At 41.2% G+C, this 21,558-nt stretch carries 19 protein-coding genes; 5 read left to right on the top strand and 14 right to left on the bottom strand.

Translation table 11 applies throughout. The features are described from left to right. Window positions 1-41: 41 nt before the first annotated feature. Window positions 42-1,511 (bottom strand): IMP dehydrogenase, encoded by a 1,470-nt coding sequence (gene guaB / locus LOC50_RS02395; RefSeq protein ID WP_036981532.1) that lies wholly within the window; start codon window positions 1,509-1,511, stop codon window positions 42-44. A 134-nt stretch (window positions 1,512-1,645) separates the two neighbouring features. On the opposite strand from guaB, the gene xseA reads away from it, so the two are divergent. Further along, on the top strand, window positions 1,646-2,980 hold the full coding sequence (gene xseA / locus LOC50_RS02390) for an exodeoxyribonuclease VII large subunit (protein ID WP_250653553.1): 1,335 nt from the start codon (window positions 1,646-1,648) through the stop codon (window positions 2,978-2,980). A gap of 15 nt (window positions 2,981-2,995) precedes the next feature. On the opposite strand, the gene LOC50_RS02385 is transcribed toward xseA, so the two are convergent. From LOC50_RS02385 to LOC50_RS02375, 3 genes are all read right to left on the bottom strand, one after another. Then, window positions 2,996-3,640, bottom strand: a complete 645-nt coding sequence (locus tag LOC50_RS02385) for a hypothetical protein (RefSeq protein WP_250653552.1) — start codon at window positions 3,638-3,640, stop codon at window positions 2,996-2,998. Between the two features lie 17 nt (window positions 3,641-3,657). Then, the gene (gene cysE, locus LOC50_RS02380; RefSeq protein WP_010387694.1) at window positions 3,658-4,476 is read right to left on the bottom strand and encodes a serine O-acetyltransferase; all 819 of its coding nucleotides are present in this window, start codon (window positions 4,474-4,476) and stop codon (window positions 3,658-3,660) included. A gap of 231 nt (window positions 4,477-4,707) precedes the next feature. Then, window positions 4,708-7,590 (bottom strand): M16 family metallopeptidase, encoded by a 2,883-nt coding sequence (locus tag LOC50_RS02375; RefSeq protein ID WP_250653551.1) that lies wholly within the window; start codon window positions 7,588-7,590, stop codon window positions 4,708-4,710. A 239-nt stretch (window positions 7,591-7,829) separates the two neighbouring features. Between LOC50_RS02375 and LOC50_RS02370 the strand changes: the two genes are divergently transcribed. Next, window positions 7,830-8,786 (top strand): methylenetetrahydrofolate reductase, encoded by a 957-nt coding sequence (locus LOC50_RS02370; RefSeq protein WP_138765509.1) that lies wholly within the window; start codon window positions 7,830-7,832, stop codon window positions 8,784-8,786. Window positions 8,787-9,083: 297 nt separating this feature from the next. Here the strand turns inward: LOC50_RS02370 and LOC50_RS02365 are convergent, their stop codons facing one another. The 4 genes from LOC50_RS02365 to LOC50_RS02350 all read right to left on the bottom strand — a co-directional run bounded on the left by LOC50_RS02365 (window position 9,084) and on the right by LOC50_RS02350 (window position 12,384). Then, a complete protein-coding gene (locus LOC50_RS02365) occupies window positions 9,084-9,491 on the bottom strand; it encodes a hypothetical protein (RefSeq protein ID WP_250653550.1) in 408 nt (135 codons plus the stop codon). A gap of 127 nt (window positions 9,492-9,618) precedes the next feature. Further along, a complete protein-coding gene (locus LOC50_RS02360; protein WP_250653549.1) occupies window positions 9,619-10,056 on the bottom strand; it encodes a hypothetical protein in 438 nt (145 codons plus the stop codon). A 284-nt stretch (window positions 10,057-10,340) separates the two neighbouring features. Beyond that, the gene (locus LOC50_RS02355; RefSeq protein ID WP_250653548.1) at window positions 10,341-11,588 is read right to left on the bottom strand and encodes a DEAD/DEAH box helicase; all 1,248 of its coding nucleotides are present in this window, start codon (window positions 11,586-11,588) and stop codon (window positions 10,341-10,343) included. Window positions 11,589-11,679: 91 nt separating this feature from the next. Continuing rightward, entirely contained in the window at window positions 11,680-12,384 is a 705-nt protein-coding gene (locus LOC50_RS02350; RefSeq protein WP_069440165.1) for a DUF3581 domain-containing protein, read from the bottom strand. A 156-nt stretch (window positions 12,385-12,540) separates the two neighbouring features. Here LOC50_RS02350 and LOC50_RS02345 point away from each other — a divergent pair, with 156 nt between their 5' ends. Together LOC50_RS02345 and LOC50_RS02340 are read left to right on the top strand one after the other, a co-directional pair. Next, window positions 12,541-12,936 (top strand): hypothetical protein, encoded by a 396-nt coding sequence (locus LOC50_RS02345; RefSeq protein WP_250653547.1) that lies wholly within the window; start codon window positions 12,541-12,543, stop codon window positions 12,934-12,936. A gap of 87 nt (window positions 12,937-13,023) precedes the next feature. After that, window positions 13,024-13,875: a CPBP family intramembrane glutamic endopeptidase gene (locus LOC50_RS02340; protein WP_250653546.1), complete on the top strand. Its 852-nt coding sequence runs from the start codon at window positions 13,024-13,026 to the stop codon at window positions 13,873-13,875. Between the two features lie 57 nt (window positions 13,876-13,932). Here LOC50_RS02340 and gltX read toward each other — a convergent pair whose 3' ends face one another. The 3 genes from gltX to proB form a co-directional block, all read right to left on the bottom strand. Beyond that, window positions 13,933-15,417, bottom strand: coding sequence for a glutamate--tRNA ligase (gene gltX, locus LOC50_RS02335; protein WP_250653545.1), 1,485 nt, complete (start codon window positions 15,415-15,417; stop codon window positions 13,933-13,935). A 50-nt stretch (window positions 15,418-15,467) separates the two neighbouring features. After that, window positions 15,468-15,827, bottom strand: coding sequence for a glutaredoxin family protein (locus LOC50_RS02330; RefSeq protein ID WP_036981509.1), 360 nt, complete (start codon window positions 15,825-15,827; stop codon window positions 15,468-15,470). Window positions 15,828-15,933: 106 nt separating this feature from the next. Then, window positions 15,934-17,037 carry a glutamate 5-kinase gene (gene proB / locus LOC50_RS02325; RefSeq protein ID WP_128583350.1) on the bottom strand — a complete coding sequence of 368 codons (1,104 nt, stop codon included), beginning with the start codon at window positions 17,035-17,037 and terminating at the stop codon, window positions 15,934-15,936. 130 nt (window positions 17,038-17,167) lie between these two features. On the opposite strand from proB, the gene LOC50_RS02320 reads away from it, so the two are divergent. After that, window positions 17,168-18,127, top strand: a complete 960-nt coding sequence (locus LOC50_RS02320; protein ID WP_036981507.1) for a DMT family transporter — start codon at window positions 17,168-17,170, stop codon at window positions 18,125-18,127. Here LOC50_RS02320 and LOC50_RS02315 read toward each other — a convergent pair. The 3 genes from LOC50_RS02315 to pdsO are packed head-to-tail and all read right to left on the bottom strand — an operon-like array spanning window position 18,022 to window position 21,375. Beyond that, window positions 18,022-18,627 carry a class GN sortase gene (locus LOC50_RS02315; protein WP_036981504.1) on the bottom strand — a complete coding sequence of 202 codons (606 nt, stop codon included), beginning with the start codon at window positions 18,625-18,627 and terminating at the stop codon, window positions 18,022-18,024. The genes LOC50_RS02320 and LOC50_RS02315 overlap by 106 nt on opposite strands. After that, the gene (locus tag LOC50_RS02310) at window positions 18,624-20,624 is read right to left on the bottom strand and encodes a marine proteobacterial sortase target protein (protein ID WP_250653544.1); all 2,001 of its coding nucleotides are present in this window, start codon (window positions 20,622-20,624) and stop codon (window positions 18,624-18,626) included. Before LOC50_RS02310 ends, LOC50_RS02315 begins: the two co-directional genes overlap by 4 nt. A gap of 25 nt (window positions 20,625-20,649) precedes the next feature. Beyond that, on the bottom strand, window positions 20,650-21,375 hold the full coding sequence (gene pdsO, locus LOC50_RS02305) for a sortase-associated OmpA-like protein PdsO (RefSeq protein WP_036981499.1): 726 nt from the start codon (window positions 21,373-21,375) through the stop codon (window positions 20,650-20,652). Window positions 21,376-21,558 lie beyond the last annotated feature (183 nt).

Here is a 21,558-nt window from a genome sequence, read left to right as displayed (position 1 = left end):
AACAAAGGTTAGCCCACTTTTTTCAAGTTGTTAAAGGCTGATTAGCCTAAACGGTAGTTCGGTGCTTCTTTAGTGATTTGCACATCATGAACATGCGACTCACCCATACCAGCAGAAGTTACACGTACAAACTGTGGTTTAGTGTTTAGCTCTTCGATTGTGGCACAACCGGTTAAGCCCATTGCACTGCGAAGACCACCCACTTGTTGGTGAATAATGGTTGCAATTGGCCCTTTGTAAGCCACACGACCTTCAATACCTTCTGGTACTAACTTGTCAGCTTGGTTTGATTTTTGGAAGTAGCGATCTGATGACCCTTCTTTTTGATCCATCGCACCTAGGCTACCCATACCACGGTAAGACTTGTAGTAACGACCTTGATAAAGCTCCACTTCACCTGGCGCTTCTTCAGTACCCGCTAGCATAGAGCCAACCATTACACACGATGCACCCGCAACCAATGCTTTTACAATATCACCAGAAAAACGAATACCGCCATCAGCAATCACTGGAATATCACGGCCTTTAAGGCCTTCAACCGCATCAGAAATAGCTGTTATTTGTGGTACACCACAACCGGTAACAATACGTGTAGTACAAATAGAACCTGGGCCGATACCTACTTTAACAGCATCAACACCGGCATCTGCAAGCGCAATAGCACCTTCGGCAGTTGCCACGTTACCCGCAACAATTTGTAAATCAGGGTAAGCTTGACGAGTCGCTGCAACACGGTCAATAACACCTTGTGAGTGACCATGAGAAGTATCGATTAGTAGTACATCAACACCGGCTTCAACTAATGCAGCAATACGCTCATCAGTACCTGCGCCAACACCTACTGCAGCACCTACACGTAAACGACCTTGCTCGTCTTTACACGCGTCTGGTTTGTCTTGTGCTTTTTGGTAATCTTTTACGGTGATCATGCCTTTAAGTTTAAACGCATCATCAACCACAAGAATCTTCTCAATGCGGTGTTCGTGCATTAAGCTTAAGATATCTTCGCGAGCCGCTCCCTCTTTAACCGTTACTAGGTTTTCTTTTTTCGTCATCACTGTTGAAACCGGCTGTTCAAGCTTAGTTTCAAAGCGCATATCACGACTAGTTACAATACCTACAAGGTTATTTTCGCTATCGGTGACCGGAAAACCTGAGAATCCCTTTTCCTGAGACAGCTCAACGGCATCTGCAATAGTCAGATCGGCCGTTACTGTAACAGGGTATGAAACAATACCCGCTTCATAGGTTTTAACTTTACGAACATTTTTCGCTTGTTCTGCAATGGTCATATTTTTATGAATAAAACCAAGACCACCTTCCTGCGCGAGGGCAATAGCTAAACGAGCTTCTGTAACAGTATCCATAGATGCTGAAATGAGCGGCAAGTTAAGTTTGATACCACGCGTTAAGCGAGTTGAAATATTTGCCGTATGTGGCAAAACAGTAGAATGACCAGGTACTAAAAGTACGTCATCAAAGGTAAGAGCTTCTTTAGCGATTCTAAGCATTTTGGCAACTTCTCACATGTGGATCTAAGATAAGGAATTGCGGCCAAATTTTAACAGCGTTGTGGGCACTAGTAAATAATATTTTGTATTTATTTATGATAAGCTAGATTTATAAATGTTTTTTGGTAGTTTTTATGTTTTCTAAGCCCTCGCAAACGGTTTATACCGTATCTCGCCTTAATCGTGAAATACGTGCCTTACTTGAACAAGGTTTTGCGTCTTTAGTACTCACTGGTGAAATTTCTAACTTTATTGCGCCTGCTTCTGGGCATTGGTATTTTTCGTTAAAAGACGATAAAGCGCAAATTAAAGCCGCCATGTGGCGAGGCAATAATCGCAACCAAAGTTACCGACCAATTAACGGCGCACAAGTAACCGTTAAAGCACGTGTATCTTTGTACGAACCCCGTGGTGACTACCAGCTTATTGTTGAACAGATGGAGCCTGCCGGCGAAGGGCAACTTAAGCAAGAGTTTGACGCGCTAAAAATGCGTTTGGCTGCAGAGGGCTTATTTAGCTCCGCCTATAAAAAACCCCTACCCCAAAACATAAATCGCATAGGGGTGATCACCTCACCTACAGGCGCCGCAATTAAAGATATTTTAACCGTACTAAAACGTCGTGCTCCGCAATTAGAAATCGTTATTTACCCTGCGATGGTGCAAGGCAAAGAAGCGCATGGCCATTTGATAAATCAAATAGAGTTGGCAAATTTACGTAATGAAGTCGACGTTATCATTCTCGGACGCGGTGGTGGTTCATTAGAAGATTTATGGTGCTTTAACCATGAACAACTTGCTCGTGCTATTTATCAAAGCTCGCTGCCCATTGTGAGCGCTGTTGGCCATGAAATAGATACCACAATTAGCGATTATGTCGCTGATGTACGCGCCGCAACCCCTTCTGCAGCCGCAGAGCTCGTAAGCCCCAATACACAAGAGCTACATAATAGGGTTAATCAGTTAATTAATCGTTTAGCGAATGCATTTAAACACGACATTGCCGATAAACGCGCACAAGCCATACAGTTGCAGCATCGCTTAAATTTATGTCACCCGCGCAATCAGCTAAACCAAAAATCACAACGCTTAGATGAGTTGAGTATTGCACTGCAACAGGCAATTCGTCAGCGTTTATATCAACAAGAACGCGTGTTAGCTAATTTAACACCCAGACTAATGCGCCAATCACCAGATAAAAAGCTAGCAAATGCAAACCATCAGTTAGCACAGCTCCATACAAGGTTACACCAAGCGATGCAGCAGCAACTGCAACAAGCAAATAACACCCTTGCCTTACAGGCGAGTCGGCTTGATTCGGTTAGCCCGCTTAATGTATTAGCACGTGGTTATAGCATTACTAAAACAGCGCAAAATAAAGTGGTTAAATCAGTGGAAGATGTAAAAGTGGGTGATGTGTTGACCACTGAGTTAGTAGATGGCCAGGTTATTTCAAAGGTAGAAGCTTAGCCATATTGCTAAGCGCTAGCCTTGTGTACTAACAGTAAACTCAATACGGGCATCGTTAGATTGAGATGCACTGAGTTTAAATTGCTGCCACCAAGGTTCAAGGTGAAGCTTATCGTTTAGCTCGCGCCATAATTTAGCTCCATAATTAACGGCATGTTGGTTTATGGTAAGCTCAAACTTACAAATTGTTTGCTTACACTTTAGCGCTGTAAGCTCAGCGCTATCTGCAAACTCATTAATAATTAAAAAGTCAGTTAACGCGACTTCAAGCTCGTAACTCCATTCGAGATTATCAGCCTCATGCTCAAACTGTATTGCGAGCTCATCATCAAGCTCTACACTTTCTAATTGATTTAGCTTTAGCTGTTGTTGAGATTGCTTAAGCTGGATTGATTTTTTTTCAAGCTGCTGATTAAGCTCAACCACATGTTGTGCTAGCTGAGTTTGTTGATCAGCCGCATGGGCTTTATTAACCTGCACTAAACCTTGCAAAGTAGTTGCTTGATTATTGACTTGAGTGCTAGCCGAAGAGATTACAGCTTGTTTGGGCGCTGAGGAAACACGAGTGGAATCTTTAAAAAACAAAAAGTAACCACTTGCTAACGCCACGCCTGAAGAAAAACAGAGCAGCATAGCCACAAGGTTACTTTTATATATCATTTCTAGGTACTCAAAAATTAAAGCATTGCACTGGTGTGCGATTCGTTTTCTGGCTCGGGGTATTCTAAAAAGTTTTGGTTCATACTCTCTGCCGGGCACTCACAATCTGGGCGACCAATAATTTTTGCAGGTACACCAACAGCGGTAGTATGAGGTGGCACAGGGCTTAGTACCACAGAGCCTGCACCAATACGTGCGCCCTCGCCCACTTCAATGTTACCCAGTACTTTAGCGCCCGCGCCAATAAGTACGCCCGCTCTAATTTTAGGGTGGCGATCGCCTTGCTCGTTACCCGTACCACCCAATGTAACCGATTGTAATATAGATACATTATCTTCAATCACGGCAGTTTCGCCAATTACAATACCGGTAGCATGGTCAAACATAATGCCTTGGCCAACTTTACAGGCAGGGTGAATATCAACCCCAAACACCTCTGAGGTACGGCTTTGAATAAAGCGCGCAAGCTCTTTACGATTTTGTTGCCATAAGCAGTTTGCTAAACGGTGTGCTTGTATCGCGTGAAACCCTTTTAAATTTAAAATCACGGTAAGATAGGTTTCGGCCGCAGGGTCACGATCTTTTACCGCTTTAATATCATGAGCAACATGTGTCAGCATCCGGTCACACTTTACAAAAGCTTGGTCAAACAGCTCACGGATTGTAAAAGCAGAAACCACAGCATCAGCTAGTTTATTAGCAACAATAAAACTCAATGCCGACCCTAAGCACTCATGATTTAAAATACACGAATACACATGGCTCGCTAAAAGGGGTTCACGAGTTACTACTTCATTTGCTTCGCTACGAAGCTGTTGCCAAATTTCATGACGCATAATAATGCCTTAAGTTATTACAAAGAGCCTAAGGCCAATTCTAACGGATTTAGCCGCCTAGGTGTTAATCCCTTTGTTATTTGTTCTAGTTATTAGATATAACCAGTTAAATTTCAGGCTTATATTACTTTTTTCAAGTCATGTCATATAACAGCTATGCAGATTTAACCATTTATAAAATGCCCCAATGCTTACGACACAGGGGCATTTTTTTATATTTAAGAACTTAAATTATTGAAATACTTTATCCACCTTTACTACTTCAATATTTTTTGCTGGTATTGCTAATTTATAATCAGCAATTACCTTATCTTCAGCCACTAACTCGGCAGGCTTATCGGTGTTATACACCATAGGCGAGGTTTTCATTGTTGCTAAACGTTTTTGCATATCTTCACCATCACCGGTAACAAACACATAGTGAATATTCTCAGTTTGTAGGTTGTCTTTAATCACTCGATTTACATCGCCAACAGTCAATGTTTTCAGTTTGCTTGTGACGTAGTTTACAAAACTATCGGTGTTATAAAACTCGCTATCTAGCGCATAACCTAACTGGCGATTTTGACTAGCAACCATTTGTGGCACAAAGTTAATTAAAAAGTTACGTGTGGCTTCAAAATCTGCCTCGGTCATACCATTTTTAATTAGCTTATCTAGCTCAAATAATGCGGTACGGGTAGCAAAATGCGCATCGTTGTTTGAGCGCAGTGGACGCAACCACACCTGGAATATTTGCTCAGAGCGCCCTAAGTTTGCATCCGGTTTAGTTTGAAACATACCTCTAGGGAAGTATTCAATATAGGCGTAATCACCGTAATTCATACCACGTGTTTGACGAATACGTTCGTACAAGTAACTGTTAGAACTGCGATGCTCACCAAAGTACGAACGCACTAGCCACAATGCGGTCCAGTCTTCGCTGCTACGAATGGTATCAATAGGGAACCCGAACGACACAGCCGTTGATTGCGCTGACTTTTCAACAATCGTTGCATGATGACCTTTAAGCTCTGGCGCATCAGGGATTGTTAAGCGGCTTTGTTCGCCTTTAGGGAGCGTCGCTAGGTCAGCTAACATTTGTGCTTTAAGTTTTTCAGGTACGGCACCAATTAAACCCACAGTAAGTTTAGCTTGTGTAAGCTCAGCATTATAAAACGCTTTAACATCATCAAGAGTCAGCGCTTCTAAATCTGATAAGTCACCGTAGTTATAGCTTTCATAAGGGTGACCTTTATAAAGTACGCTGTAGAGCACTTCTTTACCCAACTCTTCATCATTAGAAGCTTTTAAACCCGATTTAATGCCATCGATCATTTCTTTTTTCAGACGTTTAAAGTCATCTTCTCTAAAGCCTGGGTTTAGCAGTTGTTCACTCACTAAGGCATACCACTGAGCTGCATTATCTTTATGAATACGCCCTTGGAACGACAGCATTTCTTTATCTATTTGATAACCAAAACTACCCGCCAGCGGGTACATTGCCTTTTTAATATCTTTGTAACTCATTGAGGTTGAGCCACCTTGCGCCAGCATTGCGGCAGTGAGTGCCGCCACGCCTTTTTTACCCTGCGGATCGGCAGCGGCACCGGTATTAAATAATAAGTTAATATCGATTAACGGCGAGCTATTAGTTTTATCAAGCACGTTAAAGATAGGCTTACTCGGTGCTTGCTGATATTTTGCTACCAAGGCATCTAAATCGCTTTCTTGTTCAAAACCAGGGGCTTTATCAAGTGCCGACATAGTAATTGTGGTGCGAGCATTATCAACAAAGTACTTATTGGCAACGGCTCTAATATCTTCGCTAGTGATATTGTCTGCCGATTTATACAGTTGGTTAATTACCTCAGGATCGCGCTCAAAATGCATATAGCTGGCAAGGGTAGAGGCAATTGCTTGCGACGAATCTAAACCATTTATAAAGCTGTATTTAAGATTAGACTTTAAATCGCTGAGTTTTTGGCTATCAACCAACTCGGTACGCGCTTTGGCATACGTACGGTTAATGGCATCACGCACTGTGGCTAAATCATCGGCATTTTCAACTTTTACAAATACATGCAGTAACCCTGGATCTTTAGTTTCAGGGTTATAGGTAAACATTTGACTCGCGATTTGTTTTTCTACTACCAGCTCTTGATAAATATCTGAATTGCTCGAAAAATAAAGCTGCGACAGTAAGTCTAATGCGGCTCTGTCTTTTTTCTGAGGCTCCCATGCAGCCCCTTTATACGACACAAGTAACCAATGACCTGGTAACCCTTCGTTTTGCTCATGCACATATTTTGGCGCTTGCTGAGTTGGCTCTTTTGGAATATCAACAACATAGTCGCCTTTTTGCCAGTTACCCCAGTGTTTTTTAACCATCGCCATGGTCTCTTTTGGCTCAACATCACCAACAATCACAAGCGATACATATTCAGGCTTATAAAACTTATCAAAAAACTCTTTACCGTAGGCCATTTGATCTGGCATGGCTTCAATATCCTCAAAAAAGCCCATAGTAGTGTGTTTATAGGTATGTTTATCGAACGCTTCTTGGCGTACCGCACTTAATAATTTACGAATTGGACTGGCATTATTTTTTAAGTACTCGCCTTTAACCGTTAGCGCTTCGGTTCTAAATTGTTCTTCGGTGTAGCTTAAGTTTTGAAAAATATCCGCTTCAATCTCAAGTACTTTATCAAGGTGCTGTTTTGAAAAATTTAAGTGGTAGTTAGTGTAATCGTTAGTTGTGTAGGCGCGGTTATCAACTCCAGAATTTTTTAAAATATCTGAATACACATCTTGCGGAAACTTTTCAGAGCCTTTAAACATCATGTGTTCAAAAAAGTGAGCAAAACCAGTTTTACCCGCTTCCACTTCATTACGCGAGCCAACAGATACAGGTATTTGTAGCGATACTACATCTGGGTAATCGGTTTTAACTACCATAACGCGCAAGCCGTTATCTAGCTCTTCTATTAGGTAATCTTGTGAAAAAACACGCTCATCTGCTTTATTAACTTGTTCTTGTTGAGCTGCTGTTTGCGTGTTTTGGTTTTGCTGCATAGCACAACCTGTTAAGGCCAGCGATACCGCTAGGCTAGTTGCCAATAATTTAAATTTCATTGTTATCCCTTTTTAAATTGAGCAATTTTTAAAACATTTACCAAACTAAGTATGCCGTAAAGTAATTAAATATAAGAGCCCTAAGCCTATTAATTATGTAAACAACTGTGTCAGTTATTTAATTTAACGATGAAAATAATTCACGTTAGTTGAGAAACCTTCAATAAATAAATCTATCTAGACGTCTAAATGGCTGCTATATTAAATCCATCATCACAAATTAAGCTGGAATGGGGATTATGGCTTTATCACTTCAAGAAAAAATACAGGACACCAACCAAGGTGTTTACCTAATTGGCACAACACCGCCAAAAATTGGGACCGATAAAGCGCAATTAAAAGTCATTGCCGAAAAGTTATTAGGCCGTTTACACGAAATTGAATATGACGGTGTGATTATTTATGACATTCAAGATGAAAGCAGCCGTACAGAGCAAGCGCGTCCATTTGCATTTAAGCAAACAGTTGATCCGCGCGAGTACAGTCAACTCTTACGAGGCTTATCTGATCTTGATGTAATTACTTATAAAAGTGTAGCTCAGCGCGGTGTGAGTGAGTTTAAAGCGTGGTTAGATGAAACTAAAAATGACTACGATTTAAAAAACGTGGTGTTAGTGGGCAGCCCATCATCAGCAGGTGATATAAAGCTGAGCTTACCGAATGCCTACAAAACACTGGCAGAGCAGTCTGAAGACTTCTTTTTAGGTGGTGTAACCATTGCTGAGCGCCATGCCAATAAGCGCAACGAGCACCAACGTTTAATAGAAAAAACAGCTCAAGGATGCCAGTTTTTTATCTCTCAAGCCGTTTACAATGCACAAGCAACCATAGATTTAATAACTAGTTATGCGCGCACATGCAAAGCACAAGGCCTAACACCTAATCGGATTATATTGACCTTTACGCCTTGTGGTGGAGAAAAAACCTTAGAGTTTATGCAGTGGCTAGGTATCTCAGTGCCAGAGGCAACTAAATGGCGCATGCTTGATTCGGAAAATACGCTAAGCGAATCAGTGCGTATTTGTCGCGAAAACCTCGACTCGATTTTAAAAAGCTGTGCCCACTTAGGTGTGCCGCTGGGTTTAAATATTGAAAGCTTAACCAACCGTAAAGAAGAAATTGACGCGTCCATTAATTTATACCGTTTATTAAAAGCGATTATGGAACTCAACCTTGCGGAAAAACTAATAGCTTAATTGCGGGGTTCGGGGTTCGGGGTTCGGGGTTCGGGGTTCGGGGTTCGGGGTTCGGGGTTCGGGGTTCGGGGTTCGGGGTTCGGGCAACAATAATAAGCGACATAGAATAAGCCAGTTCAAGTAGTTAGCTTCGTTTATTTTAATAAGTACTAACTTGAACTGTGAGGTTTAAACTGTAGGACTTTATCAAAGCTTCATTTTGGCAAAGTGCCAATAGCGGAGGCTGGCCCGCCCGCCACAAACGCGAGCAACTTGTTGCGAGTCGAGCGCCCAAAGGCGCGTTTTTAATGGCGATTGTTAGGTATTTGGCTCCCTGTGCATCGTGCAGTCGCCAACAAAACCAAACAGTCGATACCAATTGACTAGTTCTTGGCCAATTAAAGTCTGTCTATCACTAAACTGCACTTCAGCTTGAAGATAAATTTTAACCTTGTAAGTGTCGGCAAGATTGCAGATATAGATCATCATTTCTTTGCCGTGCCCATTACCAGGCTTAAAAGCGCTGACATGAAATAACTGTACTTCTGAAGTGTCAGCTTCATTTGTAGCAGCTACAGCAATTAAACCAAGTGGCACTCCGTTATCATTTTCATAAACAACGGGATACACCTTGCTAGCAAAGCCACGACCATACCCAGCCGCGAAAGGTGCTCGCCCTTCAAAGTTCGAATATATCGCGTCGACAAATTTTTCTGCTGTTGTCATCAAAACTGCCTAACGCTTCATTAAGAAGCGAGTTTAGGCTTGCTAAACTTTGGTTACGAAGGAACTCGAGCAAGCCGTGACGAGTCTTTCTTCAATAACTTGTTAGCATTACTTAGCTTGTAATAACTCATTTCTCATCATGTTTTTTTAACAAGATATCAAGCTTTTCCTTTCTCTCTGCTTCATCTTTTCCTAACGAGGTGAAATGTGGAACATATGATAATGCACGAAATAGGAAGTAAACGGCTGTTATATAACCAATGATTGAAGTTATATGGTTAATTGGCGAAATTAACAAAGATAGTACTATAAATATGAGTGATTTTAAAAAGTAATGCGATGCACCATAAAGGCAAATAAAGTAACTTTCAGTTCGTAGGCTCTCATATTCAGTTGTGGTTGCCATCAGTGCAAACGTGTTAGCCACTACCTTGTCTTTGCCAATTTTTCCTGACAAAACAGTGATTGTTTTTTGGCCGACATATAGAGTAAAGGTAAGAAAAGCAGCACCTAAAATCCCTTGAATGAATGGTGATAGGCTTTCTATATAGCTAAAAACTTCCATGAATACTCCGTAATGCTAACAGCTTATTGAACACCATTTTGGTGGTTTATAACACACCAAAACGGCGTATATTACATACCATAATAATTTCACCAATAATTACCTTTGTAAACAAATAATTAAAAGGGCCAGGAATTAAGTATGTTATTTTGCCCCAAAACGGCGTTTAATAATGTTATTGGACAAAATTAGATTTCTATTCAAAACTCAGGAATAAATTTAACTTTTTCAGTGTCCGATTATTGCTCTTAGTTACCTATTAGGTTAGGTGAAGTCCTAAGCTTTTATTTACGTCTTCTACTCGGGGCTCTTTGGCCTGTAATACGTTTTTTATCGCGATCTTTACGCGCTTTGTTGGTGTTTTTGCGGTTATCTTTAGGTGGCTTATTTAAGTCGGGCTCATAGCCTTCAAGCCATTGTGGTGTTAAGCGGGTATCAAGCAATACTTCAATTTCTTCAAGTAGCCATTGCTCATCTAAGCTCACTAATGACATTGCAAGGCCTTGCTCGCCAGCTCGTCCTGTACGGCCAATACGATGCACATAATCTTCAGCTATGTATGGCAATTCAAAGTTAATTACGTATTTAAGTGCCGGTATGTCTAAACCGCGCGCCGCTACATCGGTGGCCACTAAAACACGCGTACTGCCTTCTTTGAAGTTTTGTAATGCGCGGTCGCGAGCACCTTGTGATTTATCACCATGAATAGATTCGGTTTTTAAACCATCTTTACACATTTCTTTGGCAAGCTTATCGGCCATTTGTTTTGTGCGGGTGAATATAAGTACTTGGCGCCAGTTTTTCATGCCAATCATGTGCGATACCAGTTCGCGCTTTCTGTCTTCATCTACTGCGTAAATAACTTGTTCAACCTCTACAGCAGCAGAGTTGCGCTTATCGACTTCAATAAGCTCAGGGTCTTTGAGCAATTTTTTACTCAGCTCAAATACACTGTCATCAAAGGTGGCGGAAAACAGTAAGGTTTGACGATCGCCTGGGATGTGACGCAGTATTCGTTTAATTTCGTCAATAAAACCCATATCAAGCATACGGTCGGCTTCATCAAATACTAACGAATCAACACTTGAAAGCAGCACACTGCCCTTCACTATATGATCAAGTAAGCGCCCTGGCGTTGCCACTATTACTTGCGCTGTTTTAAGTGCTTTGATTTGTGGGCCAATGCTTGCGCCACCATAGGCAAGTGCACCTTTTATATCTGTACCTTGTGCGTATTTTTCAAAGCTTGCAAATACTTGCTGAGCAAGCTCCCTAGTGGGCGTTAAAATAACCACACGGGCAATGCCTGGTTCGTCTTTTTTAGCGGTATTTAAAAGCTTATGTAATAGCGGCAAAACAAAAGCGGCTGTTTTACCAGTACCAGTTTGAGCGCTGCCCATAACGTCTTTGCCCGCTAAAATTGGCGGTATCGTTTTGTGCTGAATGGCGGTAGGCGTAGTGTAATTATTTTGCTCTATTGCCGTTAATAGTAACGGGTCTAGGGCTAGTGATGAGAACGATGTGGCAGACATAAGCTTGGCTTTAAAATAACAAAGAACGCTATTATACCTGAGCTTAAGTAATAAAAAAGGCGCTAAATAGCGCCTAAGTAAAATGAAGTATTTAAGCTGGTTTTAATGTGGCTTTACGCTCATTATAAAATGCAATTAAATCATCTACGGTGCTTTGACAGTACTCACGAATACCCGATACCACCATGTGTTTTTCACCAAAACCCACCTTTTCGCCGTTTTCGAGTAAATTAAAGCGCAAGGTTATTTTGCCGCGTTTACCAGCGTATTCAAAACTTGGCTCAGCAAACTCAAGGGTCGGTGATTTAATATCAATGTTATTAAGGTTAATTATCATTGATTCATAAATAATCATAGGCCGCGCAGGATTTATCATTACCGCTTGCTTGCCCATTAAAGGAATAATTACATGCGGGAACGCAGCACCTGAGAACTCAACATAATTTTTTATTACACTGTTTGTAAGTGTTGGGCATTTACTGGTTTTACCGTCGCGTTTAACCTTTAAAATTACTTTTTCGCCATGGTTTACATCAAACTCTTCTCCAGGTTGTTCTGGAAAATTTAGCTTGGTATTTTCATCAACCATACCGGCAAAGGTAAACTCCATTCGCTCACTAATGCCATAGCGGTCTAACACTAGAGAAAAAAGTAAGTCTCCTGGTGCGCAAAACTTTTTAGCGTCTTTATCATGAAGCGGGTTGTAGTCGTCGGCTACACATTTAGCAAAGCGACAACCTTGCTCACGAGAAATTGAAACATAATCAGCATGCTGCTGATAGTAAGGACTTAACATAGTGTGTTCACTGCTTAAACTGCTTATAACCTAGCCATACTACCAGAAAAAAAATCTTGAGAGGTCGAATCTGTTTAATAAAGGCTAAAAATGATAATTTGCAACTCGCTAATTAACTAAGTAAATTAGGCAAATACGAGTTTAAGGGATTAACTAATGAAGTATTTTTCTTTATTAATATGCGCGGTTTCATTTTTAACTGGCTGTAATAACGTTACTTACACAACCAATATCGACGACGACGTTTTATCAGAACACGTTTCAAGCCACATTAAAAAACGTGGCCTAGAGCAGTTTTACAGTGTTCAAGACGCTCTCGATAGAGGTGCAAGCCCCCTTGGTGGAATAAAAGGCGAAAGCTGCGATGTATCAGATGATACGCGAACATCCTCAATTAGCTATAACCGTTTGAAATCACAAGCTATAGAATCCCTTAAAAACGATGTGCTTTATTTAGGTGGCAATGCATTTACACTGGAGCAGTGCCAATCAGTATCCCGCTACGATTGTGATTTAGCCATTATTTGTACCGGACAAGCCTATAATTATTAATAGCTCAAAATTATCTAATTGAGACTATAACGCTATGTGATTCATTTTCACTCATTTCCTCTATCAAACAACAAGCTGTATTTGCCAATGACTTTTTACTTTTTAGCTGCCGCTATTTTATGTGTTTTCCCGCAGTGTAAACTCACTGTATTTCGCCAACCATTATGGCAATACTTATTACTGCTAAGTGTTACTACTGCCTATTATCAACAACATATAAATTTAAACGCAGTTGCTGTTATAGCTGTTTATGTGGGGTTGTTTCACTTTACGCTATTGGCAACCTCAGCGTTAAAACGTAATGTTCTAACGTCTTTATTTTTAACGACCTCACTCGGGTTGGCCTTACATTGGTTTGCGGGGTTTAAAAATCTACCTATTGTTGTTAATGAACAAATCACCAGTAACGCAATTGCATTTACCCTATATGCTAATTTTGATAAAGCGTTAGCGGGTTTAATGCTGGCCGCTTATTTTTTTGCAAAAAATAAAACGGCAAAGCCTGTAACTTTCGGCTACCCTGCTTTAATCATAATTATCACTATTTTAGCGGCGCTCATAACTGCTTTAACGTTAAACCTTGTTGAATTTGCGCCAAAAGTACCTGAATTTTGGTTGTTATTTATAGCCATCAACCTACTTTTTACCTGCGTTGCAGAAGAGGCATTATTTAGGGGAGTGATACAAACTAAGCTTTCAAAACTAATAACCCCGAGCAGGTTTGCACTGCTCGCACCGGCTATCAGTACTTGTGTATTTTCACTGGCACACTTTTCAGCGGGTACTCATTATATGCTTGTGGCGGCCGTTGCAGGTTTTGGATATGGCTATATTTACTATAAAACAAGCCGGTTAGAATGGGCCATTTTATGTCATTGGCTCGTTAATGTGTTTCACTTTTTCTTATTTACTTACCCTATGCTGGCAACTCCATCTTAGAATTACAGGCACAAAAAAGCCGCTTAAATTAAGCGGCTTTTGAATCTGTATACGCGATTACGCACTTGGATAATCACGGTATGCGCGTTCTATCTTTTTAGCCTGCTTTTTAGAAATACCTAAATGGGCAAGCGCAACACGTAAACGTGCACGCGATAGGTCAGACCCTAAAATTTCCATTGCATCTAATACCGAAGTTGATGATGTTTTACCGGTAATAGCCACAAATATAGGCTCTAAGAAGTCTTTAATTTTAAGCTCGTGGAAGGTAGCGACTTCTTTTGCAATTGCAAAAATAGCTGGCTTTTCAAAGCTACGTAAGCCTTCTAGCTGCCATACAAAAAATTGTAATGCTTGGCGAATAACATCTTCGTCAGCTTTACCGGCTGTTAATAGCGCTGGATCGTAAGTCGGGATACCGCCTACAAAGTGCCCTGCTAAATCAACCATGTCAGAGAGCGTATTTATACGCGTTTTAGCTTCCGGTAATACTTTAGCAAGCATGTCGCCATTAAATTTCCAGTCAACAAAACGCTGCATTAGCTCTGCATCAGTTAAGTTTTCGCGGATCCACATACCGTTTAACCAGCTTAACTTGTCTACGTCGAATACTGGGCCCCCCAGCGATACACGCTTCATGTCAAAATGTTCAATCATTTCATTAAGGGTGAACTTTTCACGCTCATCAGGCATTGACCAACCCATACGGCCTAAGTAGTTTAGTACCGCTTCTGGTAGGTAACCCATTTCTTTGTAGTAATTAATAGACGTTGGGTTTTTACGCTTAGACAGTTTTGATTTATCTGGGTTACGCAGTAATGGTAAGTGACCTAATACGGGTGCTTCCCAACCAAAATCTTCATACAGTTTTAATAGCTTAGGCGCTGAGTTTATCCACTCTTCACCACGGAAAATATGGCTAATTTGCATGTGGTGATCATCCACCACATTAGCTAAAAAGTAAGTTGGAAAGCCATCCGCTTTTAATAGCACTTGCATGTCTACGTTTTCCCACGGGATCTCAATTTCGTCGCGTAGGTAATCGTTAAACTTAAACGTACCTTCGCTTGGGATTTTCATACGAATAACGTACGGTTTACCAGCAGCTAGGTTTGCTTTAATTTCGTCTTCGGTATGGTTTAAGCCACGGCCATCGTATTTAGGACGCAGACCTTCAGCCATTTGCTCTTCACGCATTTGGTCCAGTTCTTCGCTGGTTGCAAAACAGTAGAATGCTTTGCCGTCTTCAACTAACTGATGAGCGTATTTTTTATATAAATCACTGCGCTCAGATTGACGGTATGGACCAAAATCACCACCTACATCAGGACCATGATCCCACTCAAGGCCTAACCAGCGTAAGCTATCCATGATGGCTTGTTCAGATTCTGGTGTGCTGCGAACTTGGTCAGTATCTTCAATACGAAGTACAAATTCACCGCCTTGCTGTTTAGCAAAACAGTAGTTAAATAAGGCAATGTAAGCGGTGCCAAGATGCGGGTCACCAGTTGGCGACGGAGCAACACGGGTACGAATTGTCATGGTAATGTCTCTTTTAATAAGTGAGATGGTATGAAATACCAATAAATATTTTAAGCGGCTACTTTGTTTAAGTAAGCAATAATATCGTTTGATTCATAAAGCCATTTAACTTGGCCATCTTGCTCAATACGTAAACAAGGTACTTTAACTTTTCCGCCTTGCTCTAATAGCTCTTGGCGGTATTGCTCATCATTTTTTGCATCGCGTGTTTCAATTTTTAAGCCTTCACGCTTAATTGAACGGCGCACTTTTACACAAAAAGGGCATGCTTTGAATTGATAGAGCTTAAATTGTGCGGTTTGCTGATCAAGCTTAGCTTGCTCTTGCGGATCACGTTTTTTGCTACGCGGCGTAAAAACAAAATTAAAAAATAAGATGATACAACCTAAAACCCAGCGAACTAATTTCATCTTCAATACTCTTTACAACAAATTTAAGGTGCAAGATTTTAACACAAAAAAGCGCAACACTATAAGCGGATTATACGTTGCGCTATATCGTTAAAAAAGTGCTTAATTACAACACCACCATATCATCTCTGTGTAGTACTTCCACGCCGCTATCGTAATCAAGTAATTGGCTGATTTGATTAGAGTGTGCGCCTTTTATTTTATCAATTTCAAGATGGCTAAAGCGAGTTAGCCCCCGTGCAATAATTTGCTGGTTTACATCAATTAAGTTAATTAAATCTCCACGTTCAAATTCACCAATTGCACGCGTAATGCCTTTAGCAAGTAAACTAGCCCCCTTAGATTGCAATGCATGCACCGCACCGGCATCAATTAAAATTTGGCCACTACTTTTAGGCCCTGCCAATAACCATTTTTTTCGGCCATCTTTAGGCGCGGTAAGTTTTAAAAAGCGAGTGCCTGGCAGTTGCTCGCTCATGCATTTTAAAATCACATTTTCATCAGCGCCTTTGGCAATAATCACCTCAACCCCAGCTCTTCTGGCAATATCTGCGGCCTGTAGCTTGGTTGCCATGCCCCCTGTGCCTAGGTTTGTACCGCTGCCACCCGCAAGTTGGCGTAACTCATCATTAATATGGGTAACTTCGTCAATCAAGGTGGCGTTAATGTCGGTGCGCGGATCGCTGGTAAATAACCCTTGCTGGTCGGTCAGTAGCAGTAATTTGTCGGCATTGGCTAAAATAGCCACCAATGCCGATAGGTTATCGTTGTCACCTACTTTTATTTCACTGGTCGCAACCGCGTCGTTTTCATTGATGATCGGCACTACATCGTAATTTAATAAGGCATTGAGGGTATCGCGGGCATTTAAATAGCGCTCTCTGTCGTCAACATCTGCGCGCGTTAGTAGCATTTGCCCCACGTTAACGCCATACAACGCAAATAAACTTTGCCAAATATGAATGAGTTGCCCCTGTCCAATGGCGGCCAACATTTGTTTATCTATCAATGTACGCCCACAGGGTTTTAATAGCTGTTCGCGACCTGCAGCAACCGCACCGCTTGATACTAAAATAACGTGATGACCTTGCTTTTTTAGCTCACAGCATTGGCGAACAAGTTCCACCATATGTGCCTTGTCTAACTTATCGGTACCGCCAGTGAGTACACTTGTACCTAGCTTTACAACTACGACCTGATCCCTTTGCATGTTTTTTACTTTGCGCAATAAATGATGCATTTATTTATACCAGTTCGGTATTTTTGAACAAGTAAAAAATATTCAATCCCCCCTCTGCGTGCTAGGATCGCACTATATTCAACCTTTTAAATTACGCCTTATGCCTGCCAGTTTATGCTTAATTATTGCCACCTTTTTGTGGGGTAGCTCCTTTATTGCACTTAAATACGCGATTGCGATTTATGACCCAGCCTTGGTGATATTTTTACGTATGCTCACCACTTTACTGATTTCGTTATGTTTATGGCGCTACGTAATTCGCTTTGAATATTTAAAAGGCGATTGGAAGTACTTATTAGGCATGTCGCTGGCAGAGCCTTGCTTATACTTTTTATTTGAAGGCCACGCAATGGAATATACCTCAGCCTCTCAAGCGGGGGTGATTGTTTCTTGTTTACCCATTATTGTGGCACTTTTAGCATTTTTCATGCTCAAAGAGCATATTAGTAAAGCTATTGTGGTGGGTTTTACGCTGTGTATTGGCGGCAGTATTTTACTGACCTTGCTCTCACCGAGTTCAAGCCAAGCCCCAAACCCATTACTGGGAAATTTTTTAGAATTAATGGCCATGGTGTGCGCGGCATTTTATACCGTGTGTATAAAACATTTAGCTAACCGCTACTCCCCGCTCACATTGATTGCTCTGCAAGGCGTGAGTGGTAGTTTGTTTTTTGCTCCGTTTTTATTATTTATTGACCTACCCAGTGAAAATCAACACGATTTAACCGCACTAATGAGCATATTGTACTTAGGCTCTTGTGTTACTTTGGGTGGGTACGGCATGTACAACTATGCAATTAGTAAAGTGTCGGTATTAACCGCCGCGGCTTACTCTAATTTAATCCCTATTTTCACTTTAATTTTGTCAGCCATTATCCTCAACGAGGTACTAACTCTTGGCCAGTGGATCAGCATATTTGTGGTATTTATAGGCGTAATGATTAGTCAACGCCATCAAGAGCTGGTGGTCGATATTCCTAACTCAACTTCGGGTGAGGATATTTCAGCCGACACTAACCATCTTAAATCGGTCCCCGAGGCCAGTGAATCAAAAGGGTAACAGGTTAATAAATACAACCCTGATTGCTGCAAAAAATCGGTGTTGTACTGATTAATTACCTCAACGTGTGTTACTGAATAATGCTGCACTTGGCCATTTTTAAGTTGTAGAGAAAATTGCTCCCCCACTTTAGCGTTTTTTAAAAACGCAAAGTGGGTATCGTTGTGGCCAGCAATAAGTGCTCCTTGCGAGTTACCAAAATCAGCCCCACCTAACTCCCCAGCAGGTAAAAAGTGGCTCGGCGCAAACGCTAAGTTTCTACCACTTGCGCCATCGAGCACGGTTAGTCGTTTATTATGCTTTGGCCATATAATTTGTGCCACTGGGTAACTATCAGCATAAAACCACGGCTTAATTTTTTTATTGGGCGATTTAAGGGTCGTTTGCCATGCTTGCTCTATTAACACTTGTGCAAGCCACGCCTTTGCCTGCATGTATACACCATGGCCAAACAAGCTCAAACCTAAGGCAAGTAAACCTATGCTTAGCCACTTTTTCATTTGCAGCGCCTTACTAACAACAGACCACCTAGTAGCATTAAAGCTCCAAACACAATATGCATTTTGCTTTGCCCATCAGTTTGCGGCAAGCGCATACTCATTCCTTGCGGCATTGAATTAGCCACTTGTGTAGTTTGTTTAGCAACTTCTTTTATGGTCGTCTCTTCTATGGCAATAAACGCAGTAAATGGGCTAAGTAACTGATGCTCAAGCGCAAGTTGCTGCACTTGCTGTTTTACTTCACTTTGTTGGTTGTATAGCAATAATGACTTTATTTTTTGACGTGCCCAAAGCTTATCAATTCCTGTGGCTTTTGAGCTTGCTTGCGGATTAAGCTTAACCTTAAACTCCCCATGCACCGTTTGCCCCGTAAAAGTAATTGCATCGGTAGTGTCTAATTTAATAGCCACCATAATAGGCTCAGCAAAATATAGGTCAGGCAAAGGTGAGGGCCAAAAATCTAAACTCTCTCCATTTGTATTTGTTAACGCTAAATTAGTCATCGCCGGGTGAGCAAGTTTATCAAACAACTGCTGCATTTTCGGCTGCACATCATGAGCACTGCTTATAAAGGTGTAAGTTCCCTTGCCTATATCAGCGGCACGACGCATAAAATAACGGTTAGGCGCACTACCAATGCCCACAGTAAATAAACGGCTATCACCTAAAGCATGCGCAATATGTTTAAATAATTGATCTTCGTTACTTACGCTACCATCGGTTAAAAATACAACTTGGCGTACAAACCCTTCAAACTGTGTACCATCGAGTACTGCATCAAGTGCGCCTTTTATTTCAGTTCCGCCATCGGCTTGTAAATTATAAATAAAACGCTCTGCGCGACGTAAATTAAAGTCACTGGCAATTAATGGGGTCTCACTCATGGCTGCAACCTCATTATTAAAACTGACAATATTGAAGCTATCATCACTATCTAATAATGATAATGCGTAAAACAGCGCTTTTTTAGCTTGTTCAATAGACTGCCCATGCATAGATCCCGAAGTATCAACTACAAACACCATTTCACGCGGTAAACGCTGAGATTGAGTAAAACTATCGCTTGGCGGCATTAACATTGCTAACGCATACTGCTCACCATTTTGTGCTTGCTGAGTAAAAAGTGCAGCTTGCGCTTGCGCTATTTGAAGTGGCTTAAACTCAAGTACAAAGTCTCTATTTATGGCTTGCTGTGGTTTTAGCGCAATGCTGTATTGCCCAAATGCAGGGTTTTCAACATTAATTTGATGGTACTTAGCATTTATATCAACCAATTCTAAGCCTATATCCATGTTAATTGTTAAGCTTAAATCGCTGGCATTTTCCGCCTCATTGGTTTGTTTTGTATAAACAGGGCTTAACCACCCCTGTGGAGTGAACAAAGGTGCATTAGCGCTTTTTATCGCATGTTTATCTTGATCATCGTTAACTTCCCCTGTTATTGCATGATACCGTGGCGTAATTGTGGTTGGAAAATGAATCGCAAAGGTTCCGTGTTGGTAATTAATAATCTCTTGATACTCAAGCGTTATAACTATTTCTTCTCCTGGCCCTACATTTGCCACATTTGTTATAAACATATTTGCGCGCTGCTGACGAACCAAAGAGGCCTGTTTCCCTGTTTGCTTGGCAGCTTGATACTGTTTTTCTGCTTGGTGTTTTTTTGCTATTTTACCGTGAATCACTCGCTCACCAATACGCATGGTCATTGCTTGCACGGCACTTTCACCGGGTAAAGGAAATATATAACGTGCATTTACTGCAAAAGGGTTTTCATTTATGTAGTGCTGCGTTACTACAACATGATTAATTAGTCCTGTTAGGGTCATTTTTGCATCACTTTTTAAAATAACCCCAGGATTAACCGCCACTCCTTGGCTATCAAACAAGGATAGTTTTGGCGACTGTGCATGGCTTTTAAAGCTGGCCAAAAGCACGATAATAATAAAAATAAAAAGGCTTACCTTGGTAAGCACTTTGGTGGGTTTACTCAACATAAATCACTCCCTCGAACGCACGCTGTTAATTGCTTGCTGTTTGATTACTTGACTGATTTAGCGCACGGGTAGTGAGAGTAACGCGTCTGTCAAAAAAGTTATCTTCAAGGGTGTTACTGCTTGCTATGCTTTGCTGCTCGCCAAATGCTTGTGCGCTTAAACGTGTATGGCTTACACCTTGTTTAATTAAGTAACTTTTTACGGCGTTTACTCTGGCTTTTGAAAGTAATAAGTTTGCTTGCTCTTCACCACGCTGATCGGCAAAGCCACTTAAATCAAGTGCGAGTTGTGGCTGGCTTTTTAATAACGCAACTAATTGATCAAGCTGCTTAGCAAAATGAGGAGCAATATCGCTAGAGCCTGTTTTAAATTGCACCGTCATTGCTAATAAATTATTAAGTTGTGATTGCGTTAATTGCTCATTCTGCTGAGCCAATAGCTCAAGTTGCGCTTCTAAGTGACTGTTATGATTAAGAACATGTTGGTAGTCGTTGGTTTTTTCTGCCATAACTGTTAAAGCTTGTTGCTGCTCGGCAATAGTTTGCTCAGCCACCTTGGCATCGCCAATTAAGCCACCAGCAAATGCACCTACAAACGCGCCAATAGGCCCACCAACAACGCCACCAATAATGGCACCTGTGCTTAGGCCGACTATGGTTTCCTTTTTTGCTTCTTTCGATGGAGTATCCGCGGCAAAAGCAGGAGTGCAAAAAGTACTAACGAGTGTGAGTGCGATTAATGTTTTCTTCATGATTTATTCCTTACTATTAATAATGGTTGGCAAGCTATTGGTTGGCACTTGCGTTGTATCTGTAATTTCAATAGTTGTATTAAAACACCATGAAGTGGCAACAAAGGGGATCAAAAATGGCAAACTGCTGAGCAATTGTGGCAAAAAAATGGCAATTGTGTTTTTAACCGTACTTAGCGCAAA

Source organism: Pseudoalteromonas sp. SCSIO 43095 (assembly GCF_023650455.1).
Classification (GTDB): Bacteria; Pseudomonadota; Gammaproteobacteria; order Enterobacterales; family Alteromonadaceae; genus Pseudoalteromonas; species Pseudoalteromonas tetraodonis.
This window is presented reverse-complemented; position numbering and strand designations above follow the sequence as displayed.